Annotated in this window: 21 protein-coding genes and 1 pseudogene; 8 read left to right on the forward strand and 14 right to left on the reverse strand. The window is 74.8% G+C overall.

Features of this window, described 5'->3' with window-relative positions; genetic code table 11:
• The first annotated feature begins 30 nt into the window (after window positions 1-30).
• Window positions 31-534, forward strand: coding sequence for a hypothetical protein (locus AB4K12_RS12940; protein ID WP_368434336.1), 504 nt, complete (start codon window positions 31-33; stop codon window positions 532-534).
• 51 nt (window positions 535-585) lie between these two features.
• Here the strand turns inward: AB4K12_RS12940 and AB4K12_RS12945 are convergent, their stop codons facing one another.
• The 6 genes from AB4K12_RS12945 to egtA all read right to left on the reverse strand — a co-directional run bounded on the left by AB4K12_RS12945 (window position 586) and on the right by egtA (window position 7,302).
• Window positions 586-2,112 (reverse strand): RICIN domain-containing protein, encoded by a 1,527-nt coding sequence (locus tag AB4K12_RS12945; protein WP_368434337.1) that lies wholly within the window; start codon window positions 2,110-2,112, stop codon window positions 586-588.
• A 294-nt stretch (window positions 2,113-2,406) separates the two neighbouring features.
• A complete protein-coding gene (locus AB4K12_RS12950; protein ID WP_368434338.1) occupies window positions 2,407-2,883 on the reverse strand; it encodes a universal stress protein in 477 nt (158 codons plus the stop codon).
• A gap of 9 nt (window positions 2,884-2,892) precedes the next feature.
• Window positions 2,893-3,879 carry an L-histidine N(alpha)-methyltransferase gene (egtD, locus tag AB4K12_RS12955; RefSeq protein WP_368434339.1) on the reverse strand — a complete coding sequence of 329 codons (987 nt, stop codon included), beginning with the start codon at window positions 3,877-3,879 and terminating at the stop codon, window positions 2,893-2,895.
• Window positions 3,876-4,691 carry an ergothioneine biosynthesis protein EgtC gene (egtC, locus tag AB4K12_RS12960; RefSeq protein WP_368434340.1) on the reverse strand — a complete coding sequence of 272 codons (816 nt, stop codon included), beginning with the start codon at window positions 4,689-4,691 and terminating at the stop codon, window positions 3,876-3,878. Before egtC ends, egtD begins: the two co-directional genes overlap by 4 nt.
• Window positions 4,691-6,025: an ergothioneine biosynthesis protein EgtB gene (gene egtB, locus AB4K12_RS12965; RefSeq protein ID WP_368434341.1), complete on the reverse strand. Its 1,335-nt coding sequence runs from the start codon at window positions 6,023-6,025 to the stop codon at window positions 4,691-4,693. Before egtB ends, egtC begins: the two co-directional genes overlap by 1 nt.
• Window positions 6,022-7,302, reverse strand: coding sequence for an ergothioneine biosynthesis glutamate--cysteine ligase EgtA (gene egtA, locus AB4K12_RS12970; protein WP_368434342.1), 1,281 nt, complete (start codon window positions 7,300-7,302; stop codon window positions 6,022-6,024). The genes egtB and egtA overlap by 4 nt, the downstream gene beginning before the upstream one ends.
• Before the next feature lie 210 nt (window positions 7,303-7,512).
• On the opposite strand from egtA, the gene AB4K12_RS12975 reads away from it, so the two are divergent.
• Window positions 7,513-8,811, forward strand: a complete 1,299-nt coding sequence (locus AB4K12_RS12975; RefSeq protein WP_368434343.1) for a cytochrome P450 — start codon at window positions 7,513-7,515, stop codon at window positions 8,809-8,811.
• On the opposite strand, the gene AB4K12_RS12980 is transcribed toward AB4K12_RS12975, so the two are convergent.
• Together AB4K12_RS12980 and AB4K12_RS12985 are read right to left on the reverse strand one after the other, a co-directional pair.
• Window positions 8,789-9,544 carry a hypothetical protein gene (locus tag AB4K12_RS12980; protein ID WP_368434344.1) on the reverse strand — a complete coding sequence of 252 codons (756 nt, stop codon included), beginning with the start codon at window positions 9,542-9,544 and terminating at the stop codon, window positions 8,789-8,791. The genes AB4K12_RS12975 and AB4K12_RS12980 overlap by 23 nt on opposite strands.
• A 1,125-nt stretch (window positions 9,545-10,669) precedes the next feature.
• The gene (locus tag AB4K12_RS12985) at window positions 10,670-12,325 is read right to left on the reverse strand and encodes an acyl-CoA dehydrogenase family protein (RefSeq protein ID WP_368434345.1); all 1,656 of its coding nucleotides are present in this window, start codon (window positions 12,323-12,325) and stop codon (window positions 10,670-10,672) included.
• A 96-nt stretch (window positions 12,326-12,421) separates the two neighbouring features.
• Between AB4K12_RS12985 and AB4K12_RS12990 the strand changes: the two genes are divergently transcribed.
• From AB4K12_RS12990 to AB4K12_RS13005, 4 genes are all read left to right on the forward strand, one after another.
• Window positions 12,422-13,186 carry a PaaX family transcriptional regulator C-terminal domain-containing protein gene (locus tag AB4K12_RS12990; protein ID WP_368434346.1) on the forward strand — a complete coding sequence of 255 codons (765 nt, stop codon included), beginning with the start codon at window positions 12,422-12,424 and terminating at the stop codon, window positions 13,184-13,186.
• Between the two features lie 102 nt (window positions 13,187-13,288).
• Window positions 13,289-13,996, forward strand: a complete 708-nt coding sequence (locus tag AB4K12_RS12995) for a response regulator transcription factor (protein ID WP_086572478.1) — start codon at window positions 13,289-13,291, stop codon at window positions 13,994-13,996.
• A gap of 70 nt (window positions 13,997-14,066) precedes the next feature.
• Window positions 14,067-15,539, forward strand: a complete 1,473-nt coding sequence (locus tag AB4K12_RS13000) for an ATP-binding protein (RefSeq protein ID WP_368434460.1) — start codon at window positions 14,067-14,069, stop codon at window positions 15,537-15,539.
• Window positions 15,536-16,090 carry a hypothetical protein gene (locus AB4K12_RS13005; protein WP_368434347.1) on the forward strand — a complete coding sequence of 185 codons (555 nt, stop codon included), beginning with the start codon at window positions 15,536-15,538 and terminating at the stop codon, window positions 16,088-16,090. Before AB4K12_RS13000 ends, AB4K12_RS13005 begins: the two co-directional genes overlap by 4 nt.
• Window positions 16,091-16,100: 10 nt before the next feature.
• On the opposite strand, the gene AB4K12_RS13010 is transcribed toward AB4K12_RS13005, so the two are convergent.
• The 6 genes and pseudogenes from AB4K12_RS13010 to AB4K12_RS13035 all read right to left on the reverse strand — a co-directional run bounded on the left by AB4K12_RS13010 (window position 16,101) and on the right by AB4K12_RS13035 (window position 22,400).
• On the reverse strand, window positions 16,101-16,700 hold the full coding sequence (locus AB4K12_RS13010; RefSeq protein ID WP_368434348.1) for a PIG-L deacetylase family protein: 600 nt from the start codon (window positions 16,698-16,700) through the stop codon (window positions 16,101-16,103).
• A 363-nt stretch (window positions 16,701-17,063) separates the two neighbouring features.
• Window positions 17,064-17,570 carry a MarR family transcriptional regulator gene (locus AB4K12_RS13015; RefSeq protein WP_362252746.1) on the reverse strand — a complete coding sequence of 169 codons (507 nt, stop codon included), beginning with the start codon at window positions 17,568-17,570 and terminating at the stop codon, window positions 17,064-17,066.
• Window positions 17,571-17,606: 36 nt separating this feature from the next.
• On the reverse strand, window positions 17,607-19,226 hold the full coding sequence (locus AB4K12_RS13020; RefSeq protein WP_368434349.1) for an FUSC family protein: 1,620 nt from the start codon (window positions 19,224-19,226) through the stop codon (window positions 17,607-17,609).
• A 22-nt stretch (window positions 19,227-19,248) separates the two neighbouring features.
• A complete protein-coding gene (locus AB4K12_RS13025; RefSeq protein WP_368434461.1) occupies window positions 19,249-20,217 on the reverse strand; it encodes an acyl-CoA dehydrogenase family protein in 969 nt (322 codons plus the stop codon).
• Between the two features lie 123 nt (window positions 20,218-20,340).
• Window positions 20,341-21,504 (reverse strand): annotated as a pseudogene (locus AB4K12_RS13030) (acyl-CoA dehydrogenase family protein); the annotation flags it as partial.
• The gene (locus tag AB4K12_RS13035) at window positions 21,504-22,400 is read right to left on the reverse strand and encodes an enoyl-CoA hydratase (protein WP_368434350.1); all 897 of its coding nucleotides are present in this window, start codon (window positions 22,398-22,400) and stop codon (window positions 21,504-21,506) included. The gene AB4K12_RS13035 and the pseudogene AB4K12_RS13030, both read right to left, overlap by 1 nt.
• Before the next feature lie 45 nt (window positions 22,401-22,445).
• Between AB4K12_RS13035 and AB4K12_RS13040 the strand changes: the two genes are divergently transcribed.
• Window positions 22,446-23,246, forward strand: a complete 801-nt coding sequence (locus AB4K12_RS13040) for an SDR family oxidoreductase (protein WP_368434351.1) — start codon at window positions 22,446-22,448, stop codon at window positions 23,244-23,246.
• Window positions 23,247-23,276: 30 nt separating this feature from the next.
• A complete protein-coding gene (locus AB4K12_RS13045; protein WP_086570683.1) occupies window positions 23,277-23,891 on the forward strand; it encodes a TetR/AcrR family transcriptional regulator in 615 nt (204 codons plus the stop codon).
• Window positions 23,892-23,897 lie beyond the last annotated feature (6 nt).

The following is a 23,897-nucleotide window of genomic DNA, read 5'->3' on the forward strand; positions in this document are numbered from 1 at the left end:
CCGGGCGGACGACGACCAGGGGTGACGACCATGGTGTTCGACAACATCTTCGGCTTCGCGGGCAAGGGCGCGCGGCTCTTCTCGGTGACCACCGATGGCGAAAAGCCGCAGCCGGGGGAGGATGTCGACTTCGAGGACGCCGACGACTACACATACGACGACAAGACCACGAGCCTGTTCACCAGCGCCATCCACGGGGCTTCCTCCCGGGCGAAGGTCGTGCAGGAACAGTCCCCCGAAGCACGGGCCGTCCTTGGCTTCCTCGGCTCCTTCATCCGGACCACCCAGGCGTCGGCCGGTGAACAGGCGCAGTACGCCGGGGATCCCGGCTCGGTGTCCACGGCGGCGACCGACGGCATGCGGAAGTCGAGTGCGACGGTGACGGGGCACCCTGACCTTCAGAAGAACGAGGACCTGGAGAGCAAGCCGAAGAAAAGCGATTACGCCAAGGCCCCCAAGGCCCCCGAAGCCCCCAAGGCGCCCGAAACCCAGGCACCCAAGGCGACCGCCGAGAAACCGTCCCGTTCCGAGTAAGGACCGGGTTCCGGGGGGTCAGGGGCGCTGTCGCCCCTGACCCCCCGTGCGTTATACGGGGAGCAGCTGCCACTGCCGGTCCCGGTGGTCGCCCTCCGCCCCGTGCTGCTTGATCACCGTACGGGCGTTGGTGTCGACCCGCAGGAGCAGACCGCTGTTCCCGTTCGCGATCTCGTACACCCGAGGGGTGTCGGCCACCGAGCCCACCGGGATCAGCCGCCACTGCTGGTGGCGCGCGTCAGCACCCTCGTAGGCGCGCTGCGCGACCATCGCCCCGGCCCTCTCCTGCGCTCCGACGACCTCCAGGACCTTGCCGCTGCGCACGTTCTCGATCCTGTACAGGACGTCGCCGTTGTCCTGACCCGCCGCGACCAGCCGCCACCGCTGGTGATCCCTGGAGGCGGCGAGCAGCTGGTGGATCTCGGCCCCGTCCTTGGTGGACTCCCGCAGAACCCCCATCCGCAGCCTGCTCCGGACGTTGGCCCAGGAGACCACCGCGCCTGACTCGGGCAGCCCGGCCAGCTTCGCCGACGCGACCTTCCGAACCCGGTTGTTGACATGGTCGGCGATGTAGAGGGTGTCGACGCAGTCCACAGCGAGTCCGAACGGGTAGTTCAGCTGGGCCGAAGCGGCCGGGCCGTCGTCACCGCCGAAGCCCGCGGTGCCCGTGCCGGCGATCGTGCTGATCTTGCCGTCGGCCGCGACCTTCCGGACCCGGTGGTTGCTGTAGTCGGCGATGTAGAGGGTGCCGGTGCTGTCCACCACCACTCCTACCGGGTAGTTCAGCCGGGCTGAGGCGGCCGGGCCGTCGTCACCGCTGAATCCTGCGGTGCCCGTGCCGGCGATCGTGCTGATCTTGCCGTCCGCCGTGACCTTCCGGACCCGGTGGTTGCCGTAGTCGGCGACGTAGAGGTCGCCCGCGCCATCCACCGCCACTCCGAACGGGCAGTTCAGCTGGGCTGAAAGCGCCTGACCGCCGTCTCCCGCGAAGCCCGCGGACCCGGTCCCCGCGACCGTGCTGATCTTCCCATCGGTCGTGATCCTGCGAACCCGGTGATTGCCGTAGTCGGCGATGTAGAGGATGCCGGTGCTGTCCACCGCCACCCCCACCGGGGTGCTCAACCGGGCGGCGGTGGCGGGGCCGCCGTCGCCGCCGAAGCCCGCGCTGCCCGTGCCGGCGACCGTGCTGATCTTGCCGTCCGCCGCGACTTTCCGGACCCGGTGGTTGCCTTGGTCGACGAAGTAGACGGTGCCTGCGTCATCCACCGCCAGCTCGCGCGGGTAGCTCAACTGGGCCGAGACGGCAGGGCCACTGTCCCCGCTGAATCCCGCGACCCCGGTCCCCGCGACCGTGCTGATCCTCCCGTCGGTGGTGATCTTCCGGACCCGGTGGTTGTTGAAGTCGGAGACGTAGAGGGTGCCGGTGCTGTCCACCGCGATTCCGTACGGGCGGTTCAACTCGGCCTTGACCGCAGGCTCGTTGTCCCCTTTGAATCCCGCGACCCCGGTCCCCGCGACCGTGCTGATCGGAGGGGCGGGGTGCTCGCCGTCTGTGGTTGCCGCCTGGGCAGTGCTCATCGTCATCCCCTTCACCGTTCACTGGCCGACTACTACGGCAGTCGGCTGCCATGTGATTCCGGAAAGTCACAAGAGCGTCGCGCAAGTCCACTTCCGAGCCGGCGGAGCACGCTGACGAGACACCGCACCGGATGGGTGGTCGCCCCCCCCGTCAACGTAATGACCCAAAACCTGGCCTAGGCAGGGCCGTTGAGGCTCGGCCCGCTCCGTCATGTCCGGCAAACTACCCATCACCCCGGCGCCCCAGCGTCACTCGTTCGGATGACGCCGGAGGGCGGCCCGCCGTGTCCGGAACTACGGCACCACCGTCACCGGCCAGCGGCCCGCCTTCACCAGCCGTACCGCCACCGAGCCGACGATGCGGTGGCCCGCCTGTTCGGAGGCGCCGACGATGACGGCGTCGGCCTTGAGGTCGTCGGCCGCGCGGACCAGGCCCGCGTAGGGGTCGCCCCGGAAGGTGTGGAAGCGCCAGCGCACCTCGAAGATGCCGCGCAGCTGTTCGGCGGTCTCGCGGATCTCGGTCAGCAGTTCCTCGGCGACCTCCTCGGTGACCTCGGCCACGGGGGCGCCCAGGGCGACGCTGCCGGGGAGGACCGGCTGGACGTAGACGATCGCGAGCAGGGCGTTCTGGCGGCGGGCCAGGCCCGCGGCGTAGGCGGTGGCCCGCCAGGAGGTGTCGGAGCCGTCGACACCGACGACGATGACCTTGGGGCCGTCGGTGCCGCGCTCGAAGCCGGTCGGCAGGCTGCCGCTGTGGGTGTCCTCGTTCACTCAGGGAGGCTAACCGGCGTGGAACGGATGCGGTGCCGGCACCGACAGGGACAGCGCGAAGCGGCCCTGCGCGTCGGTCCACCAGTGGGTGAGCTCCAGTCCGGCGGCGGCGAGTTCGCGCCGTACGCCCTCCTGGCGGAACTTCGCGGAGACCTCCGTGCGCAGCTCCTCGCCCGCCTCGAAGTGCGCCGCGAGGTCCAGCGCGGGGATCTTCGCCACCACGGGCACGCGGGCCCGCAGCCGCATTTCGATCCATTCCCGCCGGGCGTCCCACAGCGCCACGTGGTCGAAGTCGTCAGGGTCGAAGTCGGCGCCCAGTTCGCGGTTGATGACGGAGAGGACGTTCTTGTTGAAGGCGGCGGTGACGCCCGCCGCGTCGTCGTAGGCCGGTACGAGCACGCTCGGGTCCTTGACCAGGTCGGTGCCCAGCAGGAGCGCGTCGCCGGGGGAGAGGCGGGAGCGCAGGCCGGCCAGGAAGGTGGCCCGCTCGGGTGGGAGGAGGTTGCCGATGGTGCCGCCGAGGAAGGCGACCAGGCGCGGCCCGGGGAGGTCCGCGGGCAGGGCGAGGCCGTACTGGAAGTCGGCGACGAGGGCGTGCACGGTCAGCGCCGGGTGCTCGGCCAGCAGTGTCGCGGCGGCGCCGCGCAGGGCGCTCTCGCTGACATCGACCGGAACGTAGCACTCCAGGCCGGACAGGGCCTCGATCAGATGACGGGTCTTGTCCGAGGAGCCGGAGCCCAGCTCCACCAGCGTGCGGGCACGGGTGGCGGCGGCGATGTCGCCGGCGCGCGCGATGAGGATCTCGCGCTCGGCGCGGGTGGGGTAGTACTCGGGCAGCAGGGTGATCTCGTCGAACAGCTCGCTGCCCCGGGCGTCGTAGAACCACTTCGGCGGGAGCACCTTGGGCGAGCGGGCCAGGCCCTCGGAGACGTCCGCGCGCAGCGCGGCGGCCGTCGCGTCGAGGGGAAGGGTGCGGGTGAGGACGAACGGGCTCACTGAACGGGCTCCTTGCGCGGGAATTCCGGGGGATGCGGGGCACGGCGCGGCGGCGGGGCGTGTGGCGGCGCCAGGGGACGGACGCCGACGCCCGAGCGGTCGGCGGTCAGGAGGCTGCGGTCGGGGACCTGTCTCCAGCGGGGGTCGTCGTCGTACGGCTCGGAGGCCACGACCGTGCGGCCCCGGCCGCCGCCCGCGAGGTACCACAGGGAGTCGCCCCAGGTCGTGGCGGCGATGGCGGCACCGTCGGTCAGCAGCAGGTTCAGGCGCGAGCCGGGCGCGGCCTGGGCCAGCGTCGTCACGGCCCCGGCCAGCGCCGGGCCGAGGCCCTCGCCGGCCCGCAGCCGCCGCTCCACCAGCGCCCAGACGAACGCGGAGTCGCTGCGCGCCGTCAGCCGCAGCAGCGCCTCGGGTGGCAGCAGGGTGGCCAGCGGCGCCGCCGAGTCCGGCCAGCCCGCCAGCGCGCCGTTGTGGCTGAACAGCCAGGGGCCGCTCGCGAAGGGGGCCGCGGCGGCCTCCCCGTCCGCGCCGCCGAGGGTGGCGTCGCGGACCGCCGCGATCAGCGCCCGGGACCTGACGACCCGGGCGATGTCGGCGAACGACTCGTCGCCCCAGATGGGCCCGGCCCGGCGGTACCGCGCGGGCACCGGATCCCCCGGGGCGTACCAGCCGACGCCGAAGCCGTCCGCGTTGACCGTGCCGCTCGCCATGCTGCGCGGCGCCCAGGACTGGTGGACGAGGGAGTGCGGAGGCTCCACCAGGGTCTCGGCGAGCGGGGCGTCCGGCCCCAGGACCGCGATATGACGGCACATCAGGTCGGTTCCGCGTCGCGTGCGGTGCGGAAGCCGGAGAAGATCTGCCGCCGGACCGGCAGGTCCCAGTTGCGGAACGTCCCCCGGCAGGCCACCGGGTCCACGGCGAAGGACCCGCCGCGCAGGACCTTGTGCCCGGGGCCGAAGAAGACCTCGGAGTACTCGCGGTAGGGGAAGGCGCGAAAGCCCGGATACGGCAGGAAGTCGCTGGCCGTCCACTCCCACACGTCCCCGATCAGCTGCCGCACCCCCCGCCGCGAGGCGCCGCGCGCGTAGGCGCCGACGGGCGCCGGGCGAAGGTGCCGCTGGCCGAGGTTGGCGTGCTCGGGGGTGGGGTCCTCGTCGCCCCACGGGTAGCGCAGCGAGCGGCCGGAGACCGGGTCGTGGCGGGCCGCCTTCTCCCACTCCGCCTCCGTCGGCAGCCGCCGCCCCGCCCAGGCCGCGTACGCCTCGGCCTCGTACCAGCTGACGTGCAGCACCGGCTCGGCCTCGGGCACGGGCTCCTCGACGCCGAACCGCCGGCGCGTCCACGTGCTGCCCTCGCGCCGCCAGAACAGCGGCGCGGCGAGGGAGTGCCGGCGCACCTGGTCCCAGCCCTCCGGGTGCCACCAGCGCGGGTCCTCGTAGCCGCCGTCCTGGATGAAGCGCAGGTAGGCGCCGTTGCTGACCGGCAGCGTGTCGATGAAGAAGGAGGGGACGAAGCAGGGGTGGGCGGGGCGTTCGTTGTCCAGCGCCCAGGGCTCGGTGGACGTCCCCATCGTGAACGGCCCGCCCTCGACGAGGATCTCCGCTGGCAGCAGGGCGGTGTCCGGCGCGGCGGGCGGCGGCTCGGGGGCGGTGAGGGCGGCCGGGCCCCGGCGCAGCTGATGGGTGATCAGCATGGTCTCGTCGTGCTGCTGCTCGTGCTGGGCGATCATGCCGAACGCGAAGCAGGACTGCGTCAGCGGGCCGCCGTCGCCGTCGGCCGGCGCGGCGTCCAGGACGTCCAGGACCCTGCTACGGACGTCCGCTACGTACGCCCGCGCCTCCTTCGGCGTCAGCAGCGGCAGGGACGGCCGCTCGGCGCGCGGATGCTCGAAGGCGTCGTACACGGAGTCGATCGCGGGGCGCAGCGGCTCCTGCCCGGCCACCGCGCGCAGCAGCCACTGCTCCTCCTGGTTGCCGATGTGCCCGAGGTCCCACACCAGGGGGGACATCAGCGGCGAGTGCTGGGCGGTCAGCTCGCGCTCGTCGACACAGCCGGTCAGCAGGCGGGTACGCTCGCGAGCGCCGATCAGGGCGCTCGCGGCGCGCTCCCGAAGCCCGCCGGGGTCCGGCATCGGGGCTGCGGTCATGGACGGACCTCCCCGCCCGTGACCCTGTCGAGCAGATCGTCCGCGGGGCACCGGCCCCGGTCGACGTACCGGGCGGTGAACTCGTCGACGGCGTCGAGCACCGCCCGTCGCGCACCGAGCCGGGGCAGCGCCTCGCGGGCCGCCGCGAAGCACACCGCGGCCGCGGCGTGCAGCTCGGGGTCGCTCATGCCGTGCCGGGCCGCCCTGCGCCACAGGGCGTTGCGCGGCGGCGGCTGCGCGCTCGGCATGTCCCCCAGGCCCTTGACGGCCAGCAGGGCGGTCTCCGCCGCCGAGGGGTCGTCGAAGAGCGCGGCGGTCACGGCGAGCGGGACGATCCAGCCGTCGTCCCCGGGCTGCGCGTCGATCATGCGCAGCTCGAGATGGCCGCGCGGCCTTATCGGTGGGAACAGCGTGGTCAGGTGGTAGGCCACGTCGTCGGTGGTGGCCGGCCGGGGCAGGCCCGTGCGGGTCCACTGGCGCAGGGCCAGCCCCCGCTGTACGGCCCATGGCTCACCCTCGGACCGTATGAACATCACATTGGCGTCGAGCGCGTACTCCGCCCAGGCGGCCCGCGGGTCGAGGTCGTCGACCGGGGCCAGGGTGCGGCCGGGATCCATGCGCGCGTAGCAGGCCTGCCGGCTGGAGCGCCAGCCGCTGGGGCGGCCCAGGTGCAGCGGGGAGTTGGCGAAGGCGGCGGAGAGCACCGCGCCCAGCTGGTGGGCCAGCCGCCAGCGCCGCCGGTACCACTGCGGCCCGGGATCCTCCTCCCCGGCGTCCACGCAGACCTGCACCGACGCGGTACGGCACATCACGTTGCGCCCGGCGCCGTTGATCCGGTCGTAGTAGATCTCCATGGCGTTGTAGCGGGAGTTGCTCCGCACGCGCGGGGGTTCGCACCACGGCTCCTTGCCGTACCCCGCGAGGACCAGGTCCAGCTCCCGCAGGACCGGGCGGGCCAGGGCGAGGTCGGCGGAGAGGTCCTCGACGCATTCGGTGAGGGACCGCGCGGGCTGGGAGCTGAACTCCAGCTGGCCGCCGGGCTCGACCGTGAACACCGAGCGGAGCGGCAGCGCACCCACTCGCTCGGCGGCCGTGGCCAGACGGTGCGGGGCGACGGGGCGCGTCGGGTCGTGCGCGTCGTGGACGAGCCATTCGAGCTCGGCACCCAGAAGGCGGGGCGGCCCGGTCTTGAAGCAGATGCCCCGCACGTACGCGTCGGCTTCCGACTCGCCGACCGGCCTCGTGAGGCCTTCCTTGTCAGCAAAGCATTCGGTCACGCTTGCTACCTCCTGTCCGTTGCTCCGTACCCCCAAAAGGCCGCGCCCAGTCGGAGCGTCGCGGAGCCAGACTGGAACCGGTCAATCCGGGGGATGCGCGGGCCGGGCCGGAACGCGTCCCCCGCAGGGGGACGAAGCGGACTCCTGGTCACGCACACATTGTGGCCAGCCCTTGACGCCCCCGCCAGGGGAGGACGTACGGTCCGGCCCGTGACCGCACACGACCCCGCCGCCGTGTTCGACCCCGCGGCCTACGCCCGGGGCGTCCCCCACGCCCTCTTCCGCGAGCTGCGCGAAACCAGCCCCGTGTGCCGCGTCCCGGAACCGGCGGTCGGCCCCTGGCCCGCCGGCCCCGGCTACTGGGCCGTCTTCCGGCACGCCGACGTCAAACACGTCCTGCGCACCCCCGGCCTCTTCTCCTCCCACCTGGGCGCCACCCAGATCCGCGACCCGGACACCCCCGGTGACCTGGACTTCGTGCGGGCGATGATGCTCAACCAGGACCCGCCCGCCCACGCCCGTCAGCGCCGCATCGTTGCCGCCGCCTTCACCCCGCGCGCCGTGCGCGAGCTGGAGGCGGTGGTCGAGGCCCGCGCCCACGCCCTCGTCGGCGCCGTCGCCCGTCAAGGCGCCGCCGACTTCGTGGAGCTTGCCGCCGACCTGCCCGTGTGGACCCTCGCCCAGGTGATGGGCGTGCCGGAGCAGGACCGGCGGCTGCTCGTCGACTGGTCGAACCGCGTCATCGGCTACCAGGACCCCGAGCACGCCGCCTCGCACACCGCCGACCCGGCGGAGCTCACCCCCATGGGCCGCGCGGCCCTCGCCGAACGGCCCGCGTCGCCGGTCAGGGCCGACGGCACGCCCCTCAACCCGCGCTCACGCGAGGCGCTGGCCGACATGTTCGCCTACGCCCACGCGCTCGCCGACCGGCCCCGCCCCGGCAGCGTCATGGCCCGCATGCGCGAAGGAGGCCTGAGCCGAGCCGAGTTCGAGAACATGTTCTTCCTCTTCGCGGTGGCCGGGAACGAGACGCTGCGCAACGGCGTCCCCGGCGCCCTGCTGACGCTCCTCGACCATCCTGGGCAGTACGAGGCGCTGCGTCGGCGGCCGGAGCTGACCGCGTCGGCGGTGGAGGAGACGCTGCGCCACTGGCCGCCCGTGATGAACTTCCGGCGCACCGCCACCCGCGACACCGAGCTCGGCGGCCGGCACGTCCGGCGCGGCGAGAAGGTCGTCGTCTACCACGTCTCGGCCAACCGCGACGAGCGCGTCTTCGACGACCCCGACCGCTTCGACATCACCCGCACCCCCAACGACCACCTCAGCTTCGGCTTCGGGCCGCACTTCTGCCTGGGCGCCCACCTCGCGCGCACGCAGACGCGCGCCATGCTGCGCGCGGCCGTGGACCGGCTGCCCGGCCTGGAGCGGGCGGGCGAACCGGTCCGGCTGACGTCCAACTTCCAGAACGGGCTCACCCACCTGCCCGTCAGGTGGAGAACAGATCGCTGAACGGGCCCGTGGAGTCCGCCACGGAGTGCCCGAACGGCGAGTTGAAGTCCCAGATGAGGAAGAGGAGAAAGGCGATCATTGCGCTGTAGACGCCCGCCAGCAGCAGTTCTCGCGGTGACCGCCTGATTTGCAGCGTGAAGATCAGCCCCACGCACACCAGCGCCCCGCCGATCAGCCCGAACCACACCACGCCCGGCATCGTGGGCCCGGCCGCCAGGCCCCGCGAGGTGCGGGCCGCGTCCGCGGCGCCTACCTGGTCCACCAGCGGCTGGTAGGACTGGCTCTCGAAGTCGTCGCGCGGCCGGTACGAGGTGACGTCCTCCCGCACCTTCTCCAGCAGCTCGGTGCCCTTGTCGGTCAGTTCACCCTCCTCGAGGACCACGGGCCATTCCTCGTCGAGCACGTAGTTCACATAGGCCTCGACGTCCTTGCGCGTGCGGTCACGGGCCTCGGGCGCGTAGACCCGCACCCGCTCGGTGACCTCGTGCAAGGCCTGCGCCTCGACGCGCACGGTGTCCTGCGCGGCGTTGCGGGCCTCCCACACCCCGGCGATGGCCAGGCCCAGCACGATGGCATAGACCACGCCGACCATCATCGTCATGTACTCGATGACGTCGGGCGTCTCGCTCGGGTCGTCGTCATCGCCGAGCCTGCGTTCCCTGAGCACGGTGATGGTCAGGACGACGGCACAGGCCGCGGCCATGGCGATGGCCAGAACCAGCCACTCGGACAAGGGAACCTCCGGGATCGAGCACGGGGCGGGGTGACAGGGGCGGGGTGACGGCGGGCGTCAGCGGCCGCGACGACCGCTGCCGCGCGGCCGCAGCAACGCGGCCGTCAGAACGGCCGGCGCCGTGAGCATGAGCGTGAACGTGACCACGGACGTGCCACGGACGACGGGTTCGGACACCGGCTGGCGGTACGTACGCGGCAGCGCGCGCACGCGGACGGGCGGGGACGAGGCCCGGGGCGGGGTCGGCGAGGGCGACGGCGGCGTGGAACGCTCTCCCGGCGCCGGAGCCGGTGCGGGCGCGGGTGCCGGTGCCTCTGCCGGTGGTGCGGGGCGCGCCTGCGGGGGAGCGGCCGGAGGTGCGGCCGGCGGAGGGTTCGGCGCGGGGGCGCCGGGCGGCGGTACGGGCCCGGGCGCGGGGGGCGCGGGAGGCGCCGGGGGCGCGGGCGCCGGCGGGGCAGGGGCGGGCGGCGGTGCGGGCGCGGGTGGCGCGGGGGCGGGTGGTGCCGGTGGTGCGGGAGCGGGCGGGGCAGGCGCGGGCGGGGCCGGAGCCGGGGCCGGTGGTGCCCCAGGTGCGGGAGGCGCGGGCGCCGGTGGTGCCGGGGCGGGAGGTGCTCCAGGTGCGGGTGGTGCCGGCGCGGGGGGCGCGGGGGGCGCGGGGGCCGGGGGCGCGGGAGCGGGCGGCGCGGGCGCCGGTGGGGCGCCCGGCGCGGGCGGTGCCGGAGCGGGAGGAGCGGGCGCGGGTGGCGCCGGTGCGGGCGGCGCGGGGGCCCCCGCGGGCGGGCAGAGGAGACGGGCGTGCGCGGTCACCGCGCCGCCGAGGGCCCGCGCGTCGGCGGTCACGCACACGTACAGGGGGTTCAGTCGCACCACGGCGCTCGCCGAGGCCCGGACGCCGCCCGGCAGGGGGAGTGGCGGCGCCGGGGCGGCGTGCGCCGCGCCCGCCGTCGCCAGCACGGCGGCCAAGGCCGCGAAACCGGTGCCTGCCGCCCGAAGCCATCCCGTCACGACGGGGATCTTGCGATCCTCGCGGCCGCCTCACTCACCCATCCGGCCCAATTCCCTCGATGGGATGAAGACGCGTCACGTGTTGACGTCGGTCCTGTCGTCAGGACGCCGACGTCCCTGTCACGCTCCGGCCTTGGCGTCCTCGGTCCTCGCCCGCTCCAGCACCGCGCCCAGGTCCGTGCCGCCGGGCAGCGTGCCGAACGCCTGTCCCCAGTCCCCGCCGAGCCGTGAGGCGCAGAACGCGTCCGCGACCGCCGGGGTGCTGTGGCGCACCAGCAGGCTGCCCTGGAGCACGAGCGTGAGCCGCTCGGCCACGCGGCGGGCCGCGAGCTGGGCCCGGCGGGGGTCGGAGAGCGTGCCCAGCAGATCGCGCAGGTGCGCGGCGGCGGCGTCGAGGCGTGGGTCCGCCCCGGAGGCCAGGCCGACCTCGGCGAAGTAGGCCTCCAGGGCGTCCGGTTCCCTGGTCAGCACCCTGAGCACGTCCAGCGCGGCGACGTTGCCGGAGCCCTCCCAGATCGACAGCAGGGGCGCCTCCCGGTAGAGCCGGGGCATGCCGGAGTCCTCCACGTAGCCGTTGCCGCCCAGGCACTCGAGGGCCTCGGCGGCGTGCGCGCTGCCGCGCTTGCACACCCAGTACTTGCCCGCCGCCAGGCCGAGGCGGCGCAGCGCCGCCTCCGCGGCGTCCCCCGCCTCCGAGCGGTCCAGCGCGGCGGCGAGCCGCATCGCCAGCACCGTCGCGGCCTCCGACTCGACGGCCAGGTCCGCCAGGACGTTGCGCATCAGCGGCTGGTCGATCAGCTCGGCGCCGAACGCCCGGCGGTGCGCGGTGTGGTGCAGCGCCTGCCGCAGCCCGGCGCGCATGCCCGCGGCCGAACCGATCACGCAGTCGAGCCGGGTCATGTTGACCATCTCGACGATCGTGCGCACCCCGCGGCCCGGTTCGCCGACGGGCCAGGCCACGGCCTGCTCGTACTCGACCTCCGACGAGGCGTTGGAGCGGTTGCCGAGCTTGTCCTTCAGCCGCTGCAGCCGGATGGCGTTGCGGGTGCCGTCGGGCAGCACCCGCGGCATCAGGAAGCACGTCAGCCCCTGCTCGGTCTGCGCCAGGACCAGGAAGACGTCGCTCATCGGCGCGGACGTGAACCACTTGTGCCCGGTGATCACGTACGTGCCGTCGCCCGTCGGCACGGCCGTCGTGGTGTTGGCCCGTACGTCCGAGCCGCCCTGCTTCTCCGTCATCGACATGCCCGCGATCAGGCCGCGCTTCCCCAGCGGGGGGCGCAGGCCGTAGTCGTACGTGCGGGAGGCCAGCAGCGGCTCGTAGGCGGCGGCGAGTTCCGGCTGGGCGCGCAGGGCGGGCACGGCGGCGTAGGTCATGGAGACGGGGCAGCCGTGGCCGGCCTCCGCCTGCGCCCAGGCGTAGAACTTCGCCGCCCGCACCAGGTGTCCGCCCGGGCGGGCCTCGGTCCAGGGGGCCGCGTGCTGCCCGCTCTCCACGGCGGCGGCCATCAGTTGGTGCCAGGCCGGGTGGAACTCGACCTCGTCGAGGCGGTGGCCGAACCGGTCGTGGGTGTGGAGCACGGGCGGGTTGGCCTCCGCCATGCGGGCCCAGTCCTGCACCTCGGGCGAGCCGGCCCGCGCGCCCAGCTCGCGGACCTCGGCCTCGCCCCAGCCGCCGCCGTCGCGCCGCAGGGCCTCGAGCAGGGCGGGGTCGTCGGCGGTGGAGAAGCCGGTCAGGGGCGGGGCCTGGTTGAACACGTCGTGCGTGGGGCTCACGGCGACCTCCGGGCGGGTACGGCGGCGGGCATGCGGTCGGTATTACAGTTTCATGATGCGTGATGCGAGACTGTAATGGATAGGGTTTCGTCAGCCATGGATGACACACAAGCGCCCGAACCGCTCACCCTGCGGCCGCTGACCGCACGCTCGGTCGTGCTCTCGACCCTGCTGGGCCACCACCCGCCCGCGCTGCCCGCCCGTGCGCTGGTGCGCGTCGGCGAGTTGTTCGGCACCGCCGAGGGCACCGTCCGCACCGCGCTGACCCGGATGGTGGCCGCCGGGGACCTGGAGCAGCGCGACGGCGCGTACCGGCTCACCGACCGCCTCCTCGCCCGCCAGGCCCGCCAGGACGACAGCCGCGCCCCGCGCACCCGCCCCTGGGACGGCTCCTGGGAGATCGCCGTGGTCACCCCCGAGCGGCGCGCCGCCCCCGACCGTGCCGCGCTGCGCCAGGCCATGGCGGCGCTGCGCCTGGCCGAGCTGCGCGAGGGCTGCTGGCTGCGGCCCGCGAACCTGGTGCGCGACGGGCGGCCCGCGGTCGTCACCGAGCAGTGCACCCTGCTCGCCGGAGCCCCCGAAGGCGACCCCGCGACCCTCGCCGCCGCCCTGTGGGACCTGGCCGGCTGGGCCCGCCGGGCCCGGGCCCTGGAGGCGGCGCTCGAGGCGCCGCCGGACCGGCCCGGCGGCCTGGCGGGGCGCTTCACCGTCTCCGCCGCCGTGCTGCGCCACCTGCTGTCCGACCCTGTCCTGCCCCCCGCCCTGCTGCCCGCCGACTGGCCCGGCGACCGGCTGCGCCTGCGCTATGAGGCCTTCGACCGGGACTTCCGGTCCCTGCTCCTGCGGCACATCGGTGGCTGAGGGGGTGTTGGGGCTGGTGGGGAATATGAGAAGTCGGTGACAGTTCCCCCGCTCCGACCGCTCCGGGCGCATTCGTGTGTTCGAACGACCGATACTGTTCGCATGTCACGCGTGCTTCTGATCGAGGACGACCGGGCCGTACGGGATGGGGTCACCCTCACCCTGCGCCGCCGCGGCCACGAAGTCGAGGCCGCGCCCACCGGCGGAGCCGGGCTGGCGGCCCTGGACGCCTTCCGTCCCGACCTGGTGCTGCTCGACCTGATGCTGCCCGACCTGAGCGGCTTCGAGGTCTGCCGCCGCATCCGGGCCACCCAGCAGATCCCCATCATCATGCTCACCGCCCGCGGCGACGACATCGACGTCGTCCTCGGCCTGGAAGCCGGGGCCGACGACTACATCGTCAAGCCCGCCCGCGGCGAGGTCCTCGAGGCCCGCATCCGCGCCGTGCTGCGCCGCGCGGCGCCCGTCGACGGCGGCCCGGACCCGGCGCTCGTCCCGGCCGCGGCCGAGTCGCACGGCGACCTCACCATCGACCGCGCCGGCCTCCTTGTCTCCAAGCACGGCCAGGACCTCGCGCTCGCCCCCTCCGAGATGAAGCTCCTGCTGTACCTGTCCGCCACCCCCGGCCGGGTCTTCAGCCGCCAGCAACTCCTCGAGCACGTCTGGGAGCACAGCTACCACGGCGACGCCCGCCTGGTCGACGCCTGCGTGATGCGGCTGCGCACCAAGGTCGAGGAGTCCACCCGCTCCCCCAAGTACATCCAGACCGTGCGCGGCTTCGGCTACCGCTTCGGCCCCGTCCAGAGCTAGCGGAACGACGGTGAGACGACCGGTCCTGCGCCGCCCGGCGATACGACGCCCCGCCCTGCGCCGCCCCGCCCTGCGCCGGCCCACCTGGCGCCGCCCCGCCCTGCGCACCCTCGCCCGCGGGCTGCGCGCCCGGCTCGTCGTGGCGTTCCTGCTGGTCGCCGCGCTCAGCGCGCTGACCACCGCCGCCCTGACCTTCCGCGAGGCCCGTACCGCGATCCTCAAGCGCACCCAGGACACGGCCGTGCAGCAGCTGCGGGCCCAGGTCAACTCCCAGGCCCCCGAACTGACCTTCCCGCCGCGGACCGGCGACCTGGTCAAGTTCACCCAGAACCTCGACCGGGCCGGCCAGGCCCAGCACTGGGTCGTCCAGGCCCGCTACCGCGACGAGCCCGTCGTCCCCGGCACCCGGGCGGTGGGCAGGACGGTTCCCGACGGCGTGCGCACGAAGGTGCGCGCCGGCATCGCGTCCTTCCAGCGCGTCGACAGCGCCGGCAAGCCGTGGCTCGTCATCGGCCTGCCCGTGGCCTTCAGCGGCGACGGCGGCCAGATGTCCGGCCTCGAGGTCTACGCCCATGTGCCGCTGCGCGAGGACGAGGTCAACGTCTCGGCGCTGGTGAAGGCCGCCCAGCGCGGGGCCCTGCCGGCCATCGCGCTGGCCGTGGTGCCCGCCCTGGTCGCCGCGCGCGGCGTGCTGCGGCCCGTGCGCGAGCTGCGCCGCGCCACCCAGCAGATCACCGACGGCCGGCTCGACACCCGGCTGAAGGTGACCGGGCGCGACGAACTCGCCGACCTCTCGCGCACCTTCAACGACATGGCGGCCGCCCTGGAGGAGAACGTGGCCGAACTGCGCCGCATGGAGGCCAACTCCCGGCGCTTCGCCGCCGACGTCTCCCACGAACTGCGCACCCCGCTCGCCGCCATGACCGCCGTCGTCGACGTCCTCGACGAGGACGCCGCCACCCTCGACCCCGACACCGCCTACGCCGTCCGCCTCATCAGCCAGGAGACCGGCAAGCTCGCCCGCATGGTCGAGGACCTGATGGAGATCTCCCGCTTCGACGCGGGCGCCGCCGCCCTGCACCTGGACGAGGTCGACGTCGCCGAGACCGTCCGCAAGACCCTCCAGGCCCGCGGCTGGCAGGACAAGGTGCGGGCCGACCTGCCCGAGGACGTACGGGCCCGGCTGGACCCGCGCCGCATCGACGTCGTGGTCGCCAACCTCGTCGGCAACGCGCTGCGCCACGGTGGGGAGCCGGTGAGCGTCGCGGTCCGGGTCAGGCCGCACGGCGAGGGCGAGCGGCTGCTGATCGAGATCGCGGACCGGGGCGAGGGCATCGACCCCGAGGTGCTGCCGCACGTCTTCGAGCGGTTCTTCAAGGCGGACGCCGCCCGCGTCCGCTCGGAGGGCAGCGGCCTCGGCCTCGCCATCACCATGGAGAACGTACGCCTGCACGACGGCACCGTGCGGGCGGCCAACATGGCCGGGGGCGGAGCGGTGTTCACCGTCGACCTCCCGCTGCGGCGAGGAGGCGACGAGAAGTGAAGGCACGACGCGCGGCGGCCGCCGCGCTGCTGCTGGGGTCGCTCGCCGCGCCGCTGGCCGCCTGCGGCATCGAGCCGACCGAGGTCGTGGAGGTGGGCCAGCCGGCCCAGGGCGTCAGGCGGCCGGGCGTGAAGACCCCGGAGGTCCGGCTCTACTTCGGCTTCCCGGGCGGCGTCCAGATGGTCAACCGCCCGGCCGACGCGGAGGTCAGCGCCGAGGAGGCGGTGCCGCTGCTGCTGGCCGGCCCCAACGAGGCCGAGAAGATGCGCGGCCTCTACTCCGAACTGCCCCGGATCGGCGGCCGCTTCGAGGTCCTCTCCGCCGTGGGCAGGGTCACCGTCACCCTGCCCCTGGACGTGACCCGGCTCTCGCCCGTCGCCCGCGCCCAGCTGGTGTGCACGGCGGCCCACAACACCGTGCCCGGCGGCCTGAGGCCGGAGCAGGTCCGGGTGGACCTCGTCGGCGCGGGGAAGAAGATCCCGGACCTGCTGTGCGACAAGAAGTACAACGCCCCCGCGGTGGCCCCGGCCATGCCGACCTCCGCGCCCTGACCGCGCCGGGTCAGGGCCTGCGCCGTACGGGCCGCAGGACCTGGAACGCCTCGGCGAGGCGCCCCTGCGGCAGCCCGCCCGCCCGGGCGTGCGCGGCGAGCCGCTCGCGCAGCCGCTCCTCGGGGTCCGCACCGGACGCGGCCCAGGCGGCGTCCGACCGCAGCGCGTCCAGCTTGCGCTCCAGGACGGCCGTGACGTCCGTGTACTGGTTGGGTTCGGGGGCGTCCGTCAGCCACAGCTCCGGGACGGCCTCGAGCTCCGCCCACTCCTCCAGCGGATCCGTCCCCGGCGCGAGCACCCGCCCGGGGCGTAGGTCCCGGACCACCGCGGCCAGCTCCCCGCGGCCGAGGAAGCGCACGTCCGTGACGCCGCAGAGCTTCGCGGCCAGGCGCTGCCCGGCCCGGCGGAGCTCCGCGGGCGTGCCGTCCTCGCCGTCCGGGCCGGTGAGGACGCAGTAGGTCGCGCGGGTGCCGCGCTCGACCCACCGCGCGAGGGTGCCGCCGGCGTGCAGGGCGATGTCCGCGGGGTGAGTGCCGATCACCAGCACGCTGTGGGGCGGGCGGCGGTCCGTAGCGGGAAGCACGACACCGGTACGAAGAAGATCATTCATGGTCCCAGCCTCTTGCGGCGGAAGCCGTCGCTCAAGGGCCGTCGGTGGCAGGAATATGCCACCTACGGCCCTTTTCACGACGCCCGGGCTGTGCGAGCCGGCCGCGCGGGCTCAGTGGGCGGGGGAGTAGCGGCGCCGGCGGAGGCTGTTGCCGACGACGAAGACGGAGGAGAACTCCATGGCGGCTCCGGCGATCACCTCGAGTGGGAGGGCCGGTCGGGCGCCGACTATACCCCTAGGGAGTATCTCAGGGATGTTATGCCCCCGGGGTGTGTCCGCGGCGAGGGAGGGAACACCGAGAGCCGCATACCCGGCGGGGTATGCGGCTCTCTGGTTGGGTTCGTGCCCGTACGGGCGGGCGGCTCAGGGCTGGAGGCCGCCGAGCCGGCCCTCGAGGAGGACCAGCAGCTCGGCGAGGGTGCCCGCGAGCTCGTCCTGGCGGTCCTGGCCGAGGCCGGCGAGCAGCGCCTGCTCGTAGGCGAGCTGGTCGGGGATGAGCCGGTCGATCATCTCGCGGCCGGCGTCCGTGAGCGAGAGGTGGGCCATCCGCCGGTCGCGGTCGTCGGGGCGGCGGGTGACGAGCTCCCGCTCCTCCAGCACCCGCAGCCGCTTGGTGACCGCCGCCCCCGACGCGAAGGTCTCCCGTGCGATCTGGCCGGGCGTCAGCTCACGGCCCGTGCGGCGCAGCGTCCCCAGGATGTCGAACTCGGCCCGCGTGAGCCCCTCCCGCACCAGCGGCGCGTCGGCCGCCTGCTGCAGCAGCGCGGCGCAGCGGTTGAGCCTGCCGATCACGGCCATCGGCGCGGTGTCGAGCCCGGGATGGACCTGCTGCCACTGGCGCAGCACGCGCGCGACGATGTCCTCGGCCACGGTGTCGGTCCTCTCCGGTTCGTACGACGGTCCGCCTCAGATTCTGCCGTCCGCGGCGTGAAGAGGCCGCCGGGCCCCCCGCCCGTGCGGGGGCGCGGCGTCGTCCGCGGCCGGACGGGCCCCGGCGCCGAGCGCCGCCAGCGCCCGGTAGCCCTCCCGTTCCTCCTCGGCCGCCCGCCGCCGCGGCCACGCGGCCTGCCACCACTCGCCCGCCGCGACGTCCACGGCCTCCCGCAGCGCGAGCAGCGCGGCGCCCAGCCGGTCCCGCGCCGCTCGGGCCTCGTCGGCGGAGCACGGGCCGGCCGCCGCGGCCTCGGCGGCCGCCCGCGCGGCCGTCGCCCGCCCGAGGGCCTCGTGGACCCGCCCGGCCGCCCGCCGGTTGGTGACCAGCGCGCACACCGCCAGTCCCAGCGCCACCCCCACCAGGGTGTCCGTCCAGCGGTCGGCGACCAGCGCCCCGGCCGGGTGCGGGCCGCCGAACTCGCCCAGCAGTAGGGCCATCGGGGTGACGCACACGCTGCCCAGCCAGTAGTTCCGGGCGATGAACGCCTCGGCGCCGATCTGCAGGAGGAGGGTCAGGAGCACCAGCGCGACCTCTCCCGACCGGGCGAGGGGGAGCACGGCCGTGAAGAGCAGCAGGCCGAGCAGGTTGCCGAGCGCGCGCTGCACCGCGCGCTGCCATGTCGCGGTGGTGTTCGCCTGGACCACCGCGGCCGCGGTCACCACGGCCCAGTAGGGGTGGTGGCTGCCGAGCGCGAGCGAGGCCCACCCGGCCAGCGTCGCGCCCGTGGCCACGCGTACGCCGGCGGGGGCCAGATGGGCGTGGGCGCGCAGCCGGGCGCCGAGGGCGCCCCCGCCGCGCAACCCGCGCGCCTGGGCCAGCAGCCGCTCGGCCTCGGCCGGGTCGGCCGGTCCGGCCGTCAGGGCGGCGTCCGCGCGGGCCACCGCCCGCCGCAGTGCGTCGCGCGACGTGGTGTCGCCGCCGAGCGCCCGCCGGGCCGCGCTCACCGCGGCGGCCGTGGCGTGGCGGGCCGGCGCCGCGTCGGCGGCCTCCGCGCGCAGCAGGCCGGCCGCCGCCTCCAGCGCGCGGGCGGCGGCGATCCGCTCCGGCCCGTACGGCCGCACCAGCGCGGGCGCCATGCAGACCAGCCAGGCGAGCGCCCCGGCCGCCAGGACGAGGCCGAGATGGCCGGGCACCTCGCCGATCCGCTGGGGGACGAAGAAGGCGCTCGAGGTGACGAAGGTGAGCACGACGTTGCCGGGCGGCCCGATCCGGGTCGCGTCGCACACCACCTTGTGCACGGCGGCCAGCAGCGCGGCACCCAGGACGAGCAGCGGGGCGGAGGGGAGGAGCGCGGCGCCGGTCAGGGCGGCGCCCACGCCCGCGACGGTCGCCAGCACCACCCAGGCCACGGTACGGGCGCGCGCGGCGTACGGCCGGTCGTGCCCGTACAGGGCGCACAGGGCGCCGGCGGCGGTGTAGAGCACCAGGTCGAGGCGGCCGAGCGCGAGCAGGACGAGGTCGGGCACCGCCATCGCCACGGCCGCGCTGAAGGCCGCCTTGTGCCAGATGTCGGCGGCCGGCCGCAGCCGCACGAGGCCGCGCAGGGGCAAGGGCAGGGGCCGGGCGGGCAGGGGCTTCGACAGCTTCGGCATGGCCAGAACGTTAGCAGGTGTTTTATATGTGAAACAGTTTGCTCCGGCACTCCGCCGGCGTCCCCCATGCCGTCCTCAGCGCCCTGGCCTTGCCGATCCACAGCGACAGATCGAGCTCGCTCGTGTAGCCGATCGCGCCGTGGACCTGCAGCGCGGTGCGCGCGGCCGCGTACGCGGCGTCGCAGGCGGCGGCCTTGGCGGCCGCCACGTCGGCCAGGTCGCCGGCCGGCCCGTCGTGCGGGCTGTCGCCCGCGGCGAGGGCCCGCGCGGCGCCGTGCAGCAGCGGTCCGGCGAACTCCAGGCCGATCAGCGTGTCTGCCAGCCGGTGCTTGACCGCCTGGAACGACCCGATCGCCACCCCGAACTGCCGGCGCTCCCCGGCATAGGAGACCGCCTTCTCCAGCAGCGCCAGCCCCACCCCGAGGGCCTGGGCGGCCGTCGCGTACGCCGCCCACGCGGCGGCGTGCTCCACCGCCTTTCGCATGGCGGGTCCCGCGGCGACGAGCTCCCCGCCTCCGTGCGGCCGGGCGAGCCGCCTGGCGGGGTCGAGGGAGGGCTGTACGGGGCCGTGGTCATCCGCGAGGCGCAGCGCGTCCCCGTCGCCGGTGACGGTGAACACCAGCCGCGCCGCGTCCGGGTCCAGCACGTACGGGCCTCCGCCCGGCGGCGTCAGCGTGGCGATCGCGTCGCCCGCGCACAGGCTCGGCAGCCACCGCTTCGCCGGCGCCGCCTCTCCCGACTCCGCGAGCCCGCTCAGCAGGACGGCGGCCGCGACCGTCTCCACCAGCGGACCCGGCACGCAGTGACGGCCCAACTCCACGAAGGCCGCGCCCAGTTCCACCGGCAGCGGCCCGACGCCGCCGTACGCCTCGGGCACGGCCAGGGCGAACACCCCGGCCCCGGCCGCCCGTTCCCACAGCGCGAGCCCCGGCTTCCGCTCGCCGCGCGCCCAGGCCCGTACCGCGGCCGCCGTGCCGGACGCCGCGAACATCCGGTCCAGCGTGCGCGAGAAGTCCGCCTGGCCGGCATCCAGCGGGAACCCGGCGGGGACGCGGAAGCCGCCACCCGGGGCGCCACGTCGCCGGGGGGCGGCTTCCGCCGGCCCGGCGCCGGCCCGACGTCCCCTCGGCAGCCCCAGCAGCCGCTCCGCGATGACGTCGCGCTGGATCTCGTTCGTCCCGGCGTACACCGGCCCGGCGAGGGCGAAGGTCCAGCCCTCCGCCCAGCCGCCGCCCCGCGGGGCCTCGTCCGCCGTGTCCGCGAGCTCCCCGTGCGGGCCCAGCAGGTCCAGGGCCGTCTCGTGGAGCGCGAGGTCCAGCTCGGACCAGAAGACCTTGGTCAGGCTCGCCTCCGCCGCGGTCGCGCCCGCCGCCGGCCGGGCGGCCAGCGCGTAGCCGTACAACTGGTAGGCACGCGCGCGGATCACCGCGTCCGCGACGCGGTCGCGCAGGGCCGTGTCCCCGGGGTCGGCGGCCGTACGCCACAGCGCCACGAGCCGCCGGGCGGCGGCGACGAAGCGGCCGGGGGCGCGCAGGGTCAGGCCGCGCTCGCTGCCCGCCGTGCTCATCGCGACGCGCCAGCCCCGGCCCGGCTCGCCGACGATGTCGGCGTCCGGCACGAAGACGTCGTCGAGGAAGATCTCGGCGAAGGCCGGCTTGCCGTCGAGGCGGCCGATCGGCCGCACGGTCACGCCGTCGGTGTCCAGCGGGAACATCGCGTACGTCAGCCCGTCCTGCGGCCGCGGACCGGCGGGATGGCTGCGGAACAGCCCGAACGCCCGATCGGCGAAGGCCGCCCGCGACGACCACGTCTTGTGCCCGCTCAGCAGCCAGCCGCCCGCGGTGCGCCGGGCCGCCGACCGCAGCGCGGCGAGGTCCGAGCCCGCCCCGGGCTCGGACCACGCCTGCGCCCAGACGGTCTCCCCGCTCGCCATCGGCGGCAGGATCCGCTCGCGCTGCTCGTCCGTGCCGTGCTCGAAGAGCGTGGGGGCGAGGAGGCATACGCCGTTCTGCGACACCCGGGCCGGGGCGCCCGCGGCCCAGTACTCCTCCTCGAAGACCAGCCACTCCGCCGGCGAGCGATCCCGGCCGCCGAAGCGCCGGGGCCAGGAGACCACCGACCAGCCCCCCGCGTGCAGCGTCCGCTCCCACTCCCGGTGCTCGTCGAAGCCCCGCTCCGTCTCGAGCGACGCGAGCGGCGCGCGGGGCACGTGCCCTGCCAGCCAGGCGCGGGCCTCGGCGCGGAAGGCCTCCGTGCCCGGGGGGAGGCAGGGGTCCATCAGGCGTCCTTCATGGCGCGCACGTCCATCCCGCCGAGCGGGTCGGCGGCGGTCTCCGCGTTGTGCGCGTGCGCCAGGTGGTGCAGGGCGAACGCCGAGTCCAGCCCGGCGTGCAGGCCCTGCAGGTCCTCGGCCTGGTTCACGGCCCGCTTCGCCAGGGCCAGCCCCATGCGCGGCATGCGCGCCACCCGCTCGGCCAACGCGGCGGTGTGCTCGGTCAGTTCGCCGCGCGGCACCAGGCGGTTGACCATGCCGATCTCGTACGCGCGCCGCGCGCTCATCCGGTCGCCGGTGTAGAGGAACTCCTTCGCCACGCGCGGGGGCATCACCCACGGGTGGGCGAAGTACTCGACGCCGGGGATGCCCATCCGCACCACCGGGTCGGCGAAGAAGGCGTCCTCGCTCGCCACGATCAGGTCGCACACCCACGCCAGCATCAGCCCGCCCGCCACGCAGGCGCCCTGGACCCGGGCGATCGCCGGCTTGGGCAGCTCGCGCCACCGGCGGCACATGCCCAGGTACACCTCGGACTCCCGGGCGAAACGCCCCTCGGCGCCCGCCGCGGCCGTGTGGTCCCACCACAGCCCCGCCCGGCGCGCGAACGGCAGGTGCGCGTCCCGCTCCGGTGTGCCGATGTCGTGCCCCGCCGAGAAGTGGTCGCCCTCCCCGGCGAGGACGACCACCCTGACCCCGTCGTCGGCCGCGGCCGCGCCGAAGGCGTCGTCCAGGGCGTACGTCATGCGGGAGTTCTGGGCGTTGCGGTACCGGGGCCGGTTCATCGTGATCGTCGCGACGGGGCCGAGGCGTTCGTAGCGCACCACGGGATCGGCGGTCACAGGGTCGGCGGTCGCAGGGCCGGTGTTCACGGGGCCGGTGTTCACAGGGTCAGTGGTCATCAACCATCCTTCCCTAACAAGTGTTTGGTAGGTTAACGTACGGTCATGAGCAGCGTCGAGAGCTTCGGCCCGCCGCCCCGTCCCCCCGCCCACGAGCTGCTGTCCGGCCGCACCGCGGTCATCACCGCCGCCGCCGGCACCGGCATCGGAGGGGCCACCGCCCGCCGCTTCCTCGAGGAGGGCGCCGGTGTCGTCCTCGGCGACGTCCACGCCCGCCGCCTCACGCACACCGTCACCGCGCTGGCAGGGGAGTTCGGCGCGGCGCGCGTCGCCGGAACGGTCTGCGACGTCACCGACGAGACGCAGGTCGCCGCGCTCCTCGACCTCGCCGAGGAGCGGCACGGCCCCCTCGACATCCTCGTCAACAACGCCGGCCTGGGCGGCACCGCCGAGCTCGTGGACATGACCGACGAGCAGTGGGACAGGGTCCTCGACGTCACGCTCCACGGCACGTTCCGCTGCACCCGCGCCGCCCTGCGCCGCATGCGGGCGAGCGGCGCGGGCGGGATCGTCGTCAACAACGCCTCCGTCGTGGGCTGGCGCGCCCAGCGCGGGCAGGCCCACTACGCCGCCGCCAAGGCCGGCGTCATGGCGCTCACCCGCTGCGCGGCGGTGGAGGCCGCCGCCTACGGCGTACGCGTCAACGCCGTCTCGCCCAGCCTGGCCGCCCACCCCCACCTGGACCGGGTCGCCGCCCCCGGGCTGCTGGCCGAGCTGGCCCGGCGCGAGGCGTTCGGGCGGGCGGCCGAGCCGTGGGAGGTCGCCAACGTCATCGTCTTCCTGGCCAGCGGCTACTCCTCGTACATGACGGGCGAGACCGTGGCCGTCAGCAGCCAGCGCGCGTGATCGTGAAAGAACGTGACCGACAATGAGAGCGTGCCGATCAGCAAGAAGACCACCACCGACAAGCAGGCCCCCGGGCGGCGCGGGGAACTGCTCGCGACGGCGGCCGAGGTGTTCGCCGCGCAGGGCTACACCGCCACCACCGTCCGTCGCATCGCCGACGCCGCCGGCCTGCTCGCGGGCAGCCTCTACTACCACTTCGACTCCAAGGAGTCGATGCTGGACGAGATCCTCTCCACCTTCCTCGACGAGCTCTGGGCCGGCTACGACGCCGTGCTCGCCGCCCGGCTCGGGCCCCGCGAGACCCTCGAGGCGCTGGTCACCGAGTCCTTCCGGGAGATCGACCGGCACCGCGCGGCCGTCGCCATCTACCAGCGGGAGGCCAAGGACCTCGCCGGCAGGCCACGCTTCGGCTACCTCGCCGAGTCCCAGCGGAAGTTCGAGCGGGCATGGCTGGGCACGCTCGAACGCGGCGTCGCCGACGGGACGTTCCGCGCCGACCTCGACGTCCGCCTCGCCTACCGCTTCGTGCGCGACACGGTGTGGGTGGCGGCGTCGTGGTACCGGCCGGGCGGCGCGCACAGCCCCGAGGAGATCGCCCGGCAGTACCTGTCGATGGTCCTGGACGGGATCGCCGTACGCACCTAGAGCCGC

It is taken from the genome of Streptomyces sp. C36 (assembly GCF_040932295.1).
In the GTDB taxonomy this organism is placed as follows: domain Bacteria; phylum Actinomycetota; class Actinomycetes; order Streptomycetales; family Streptomycetaceae; genus Streptomyces; species Streptomyces triculaminicus.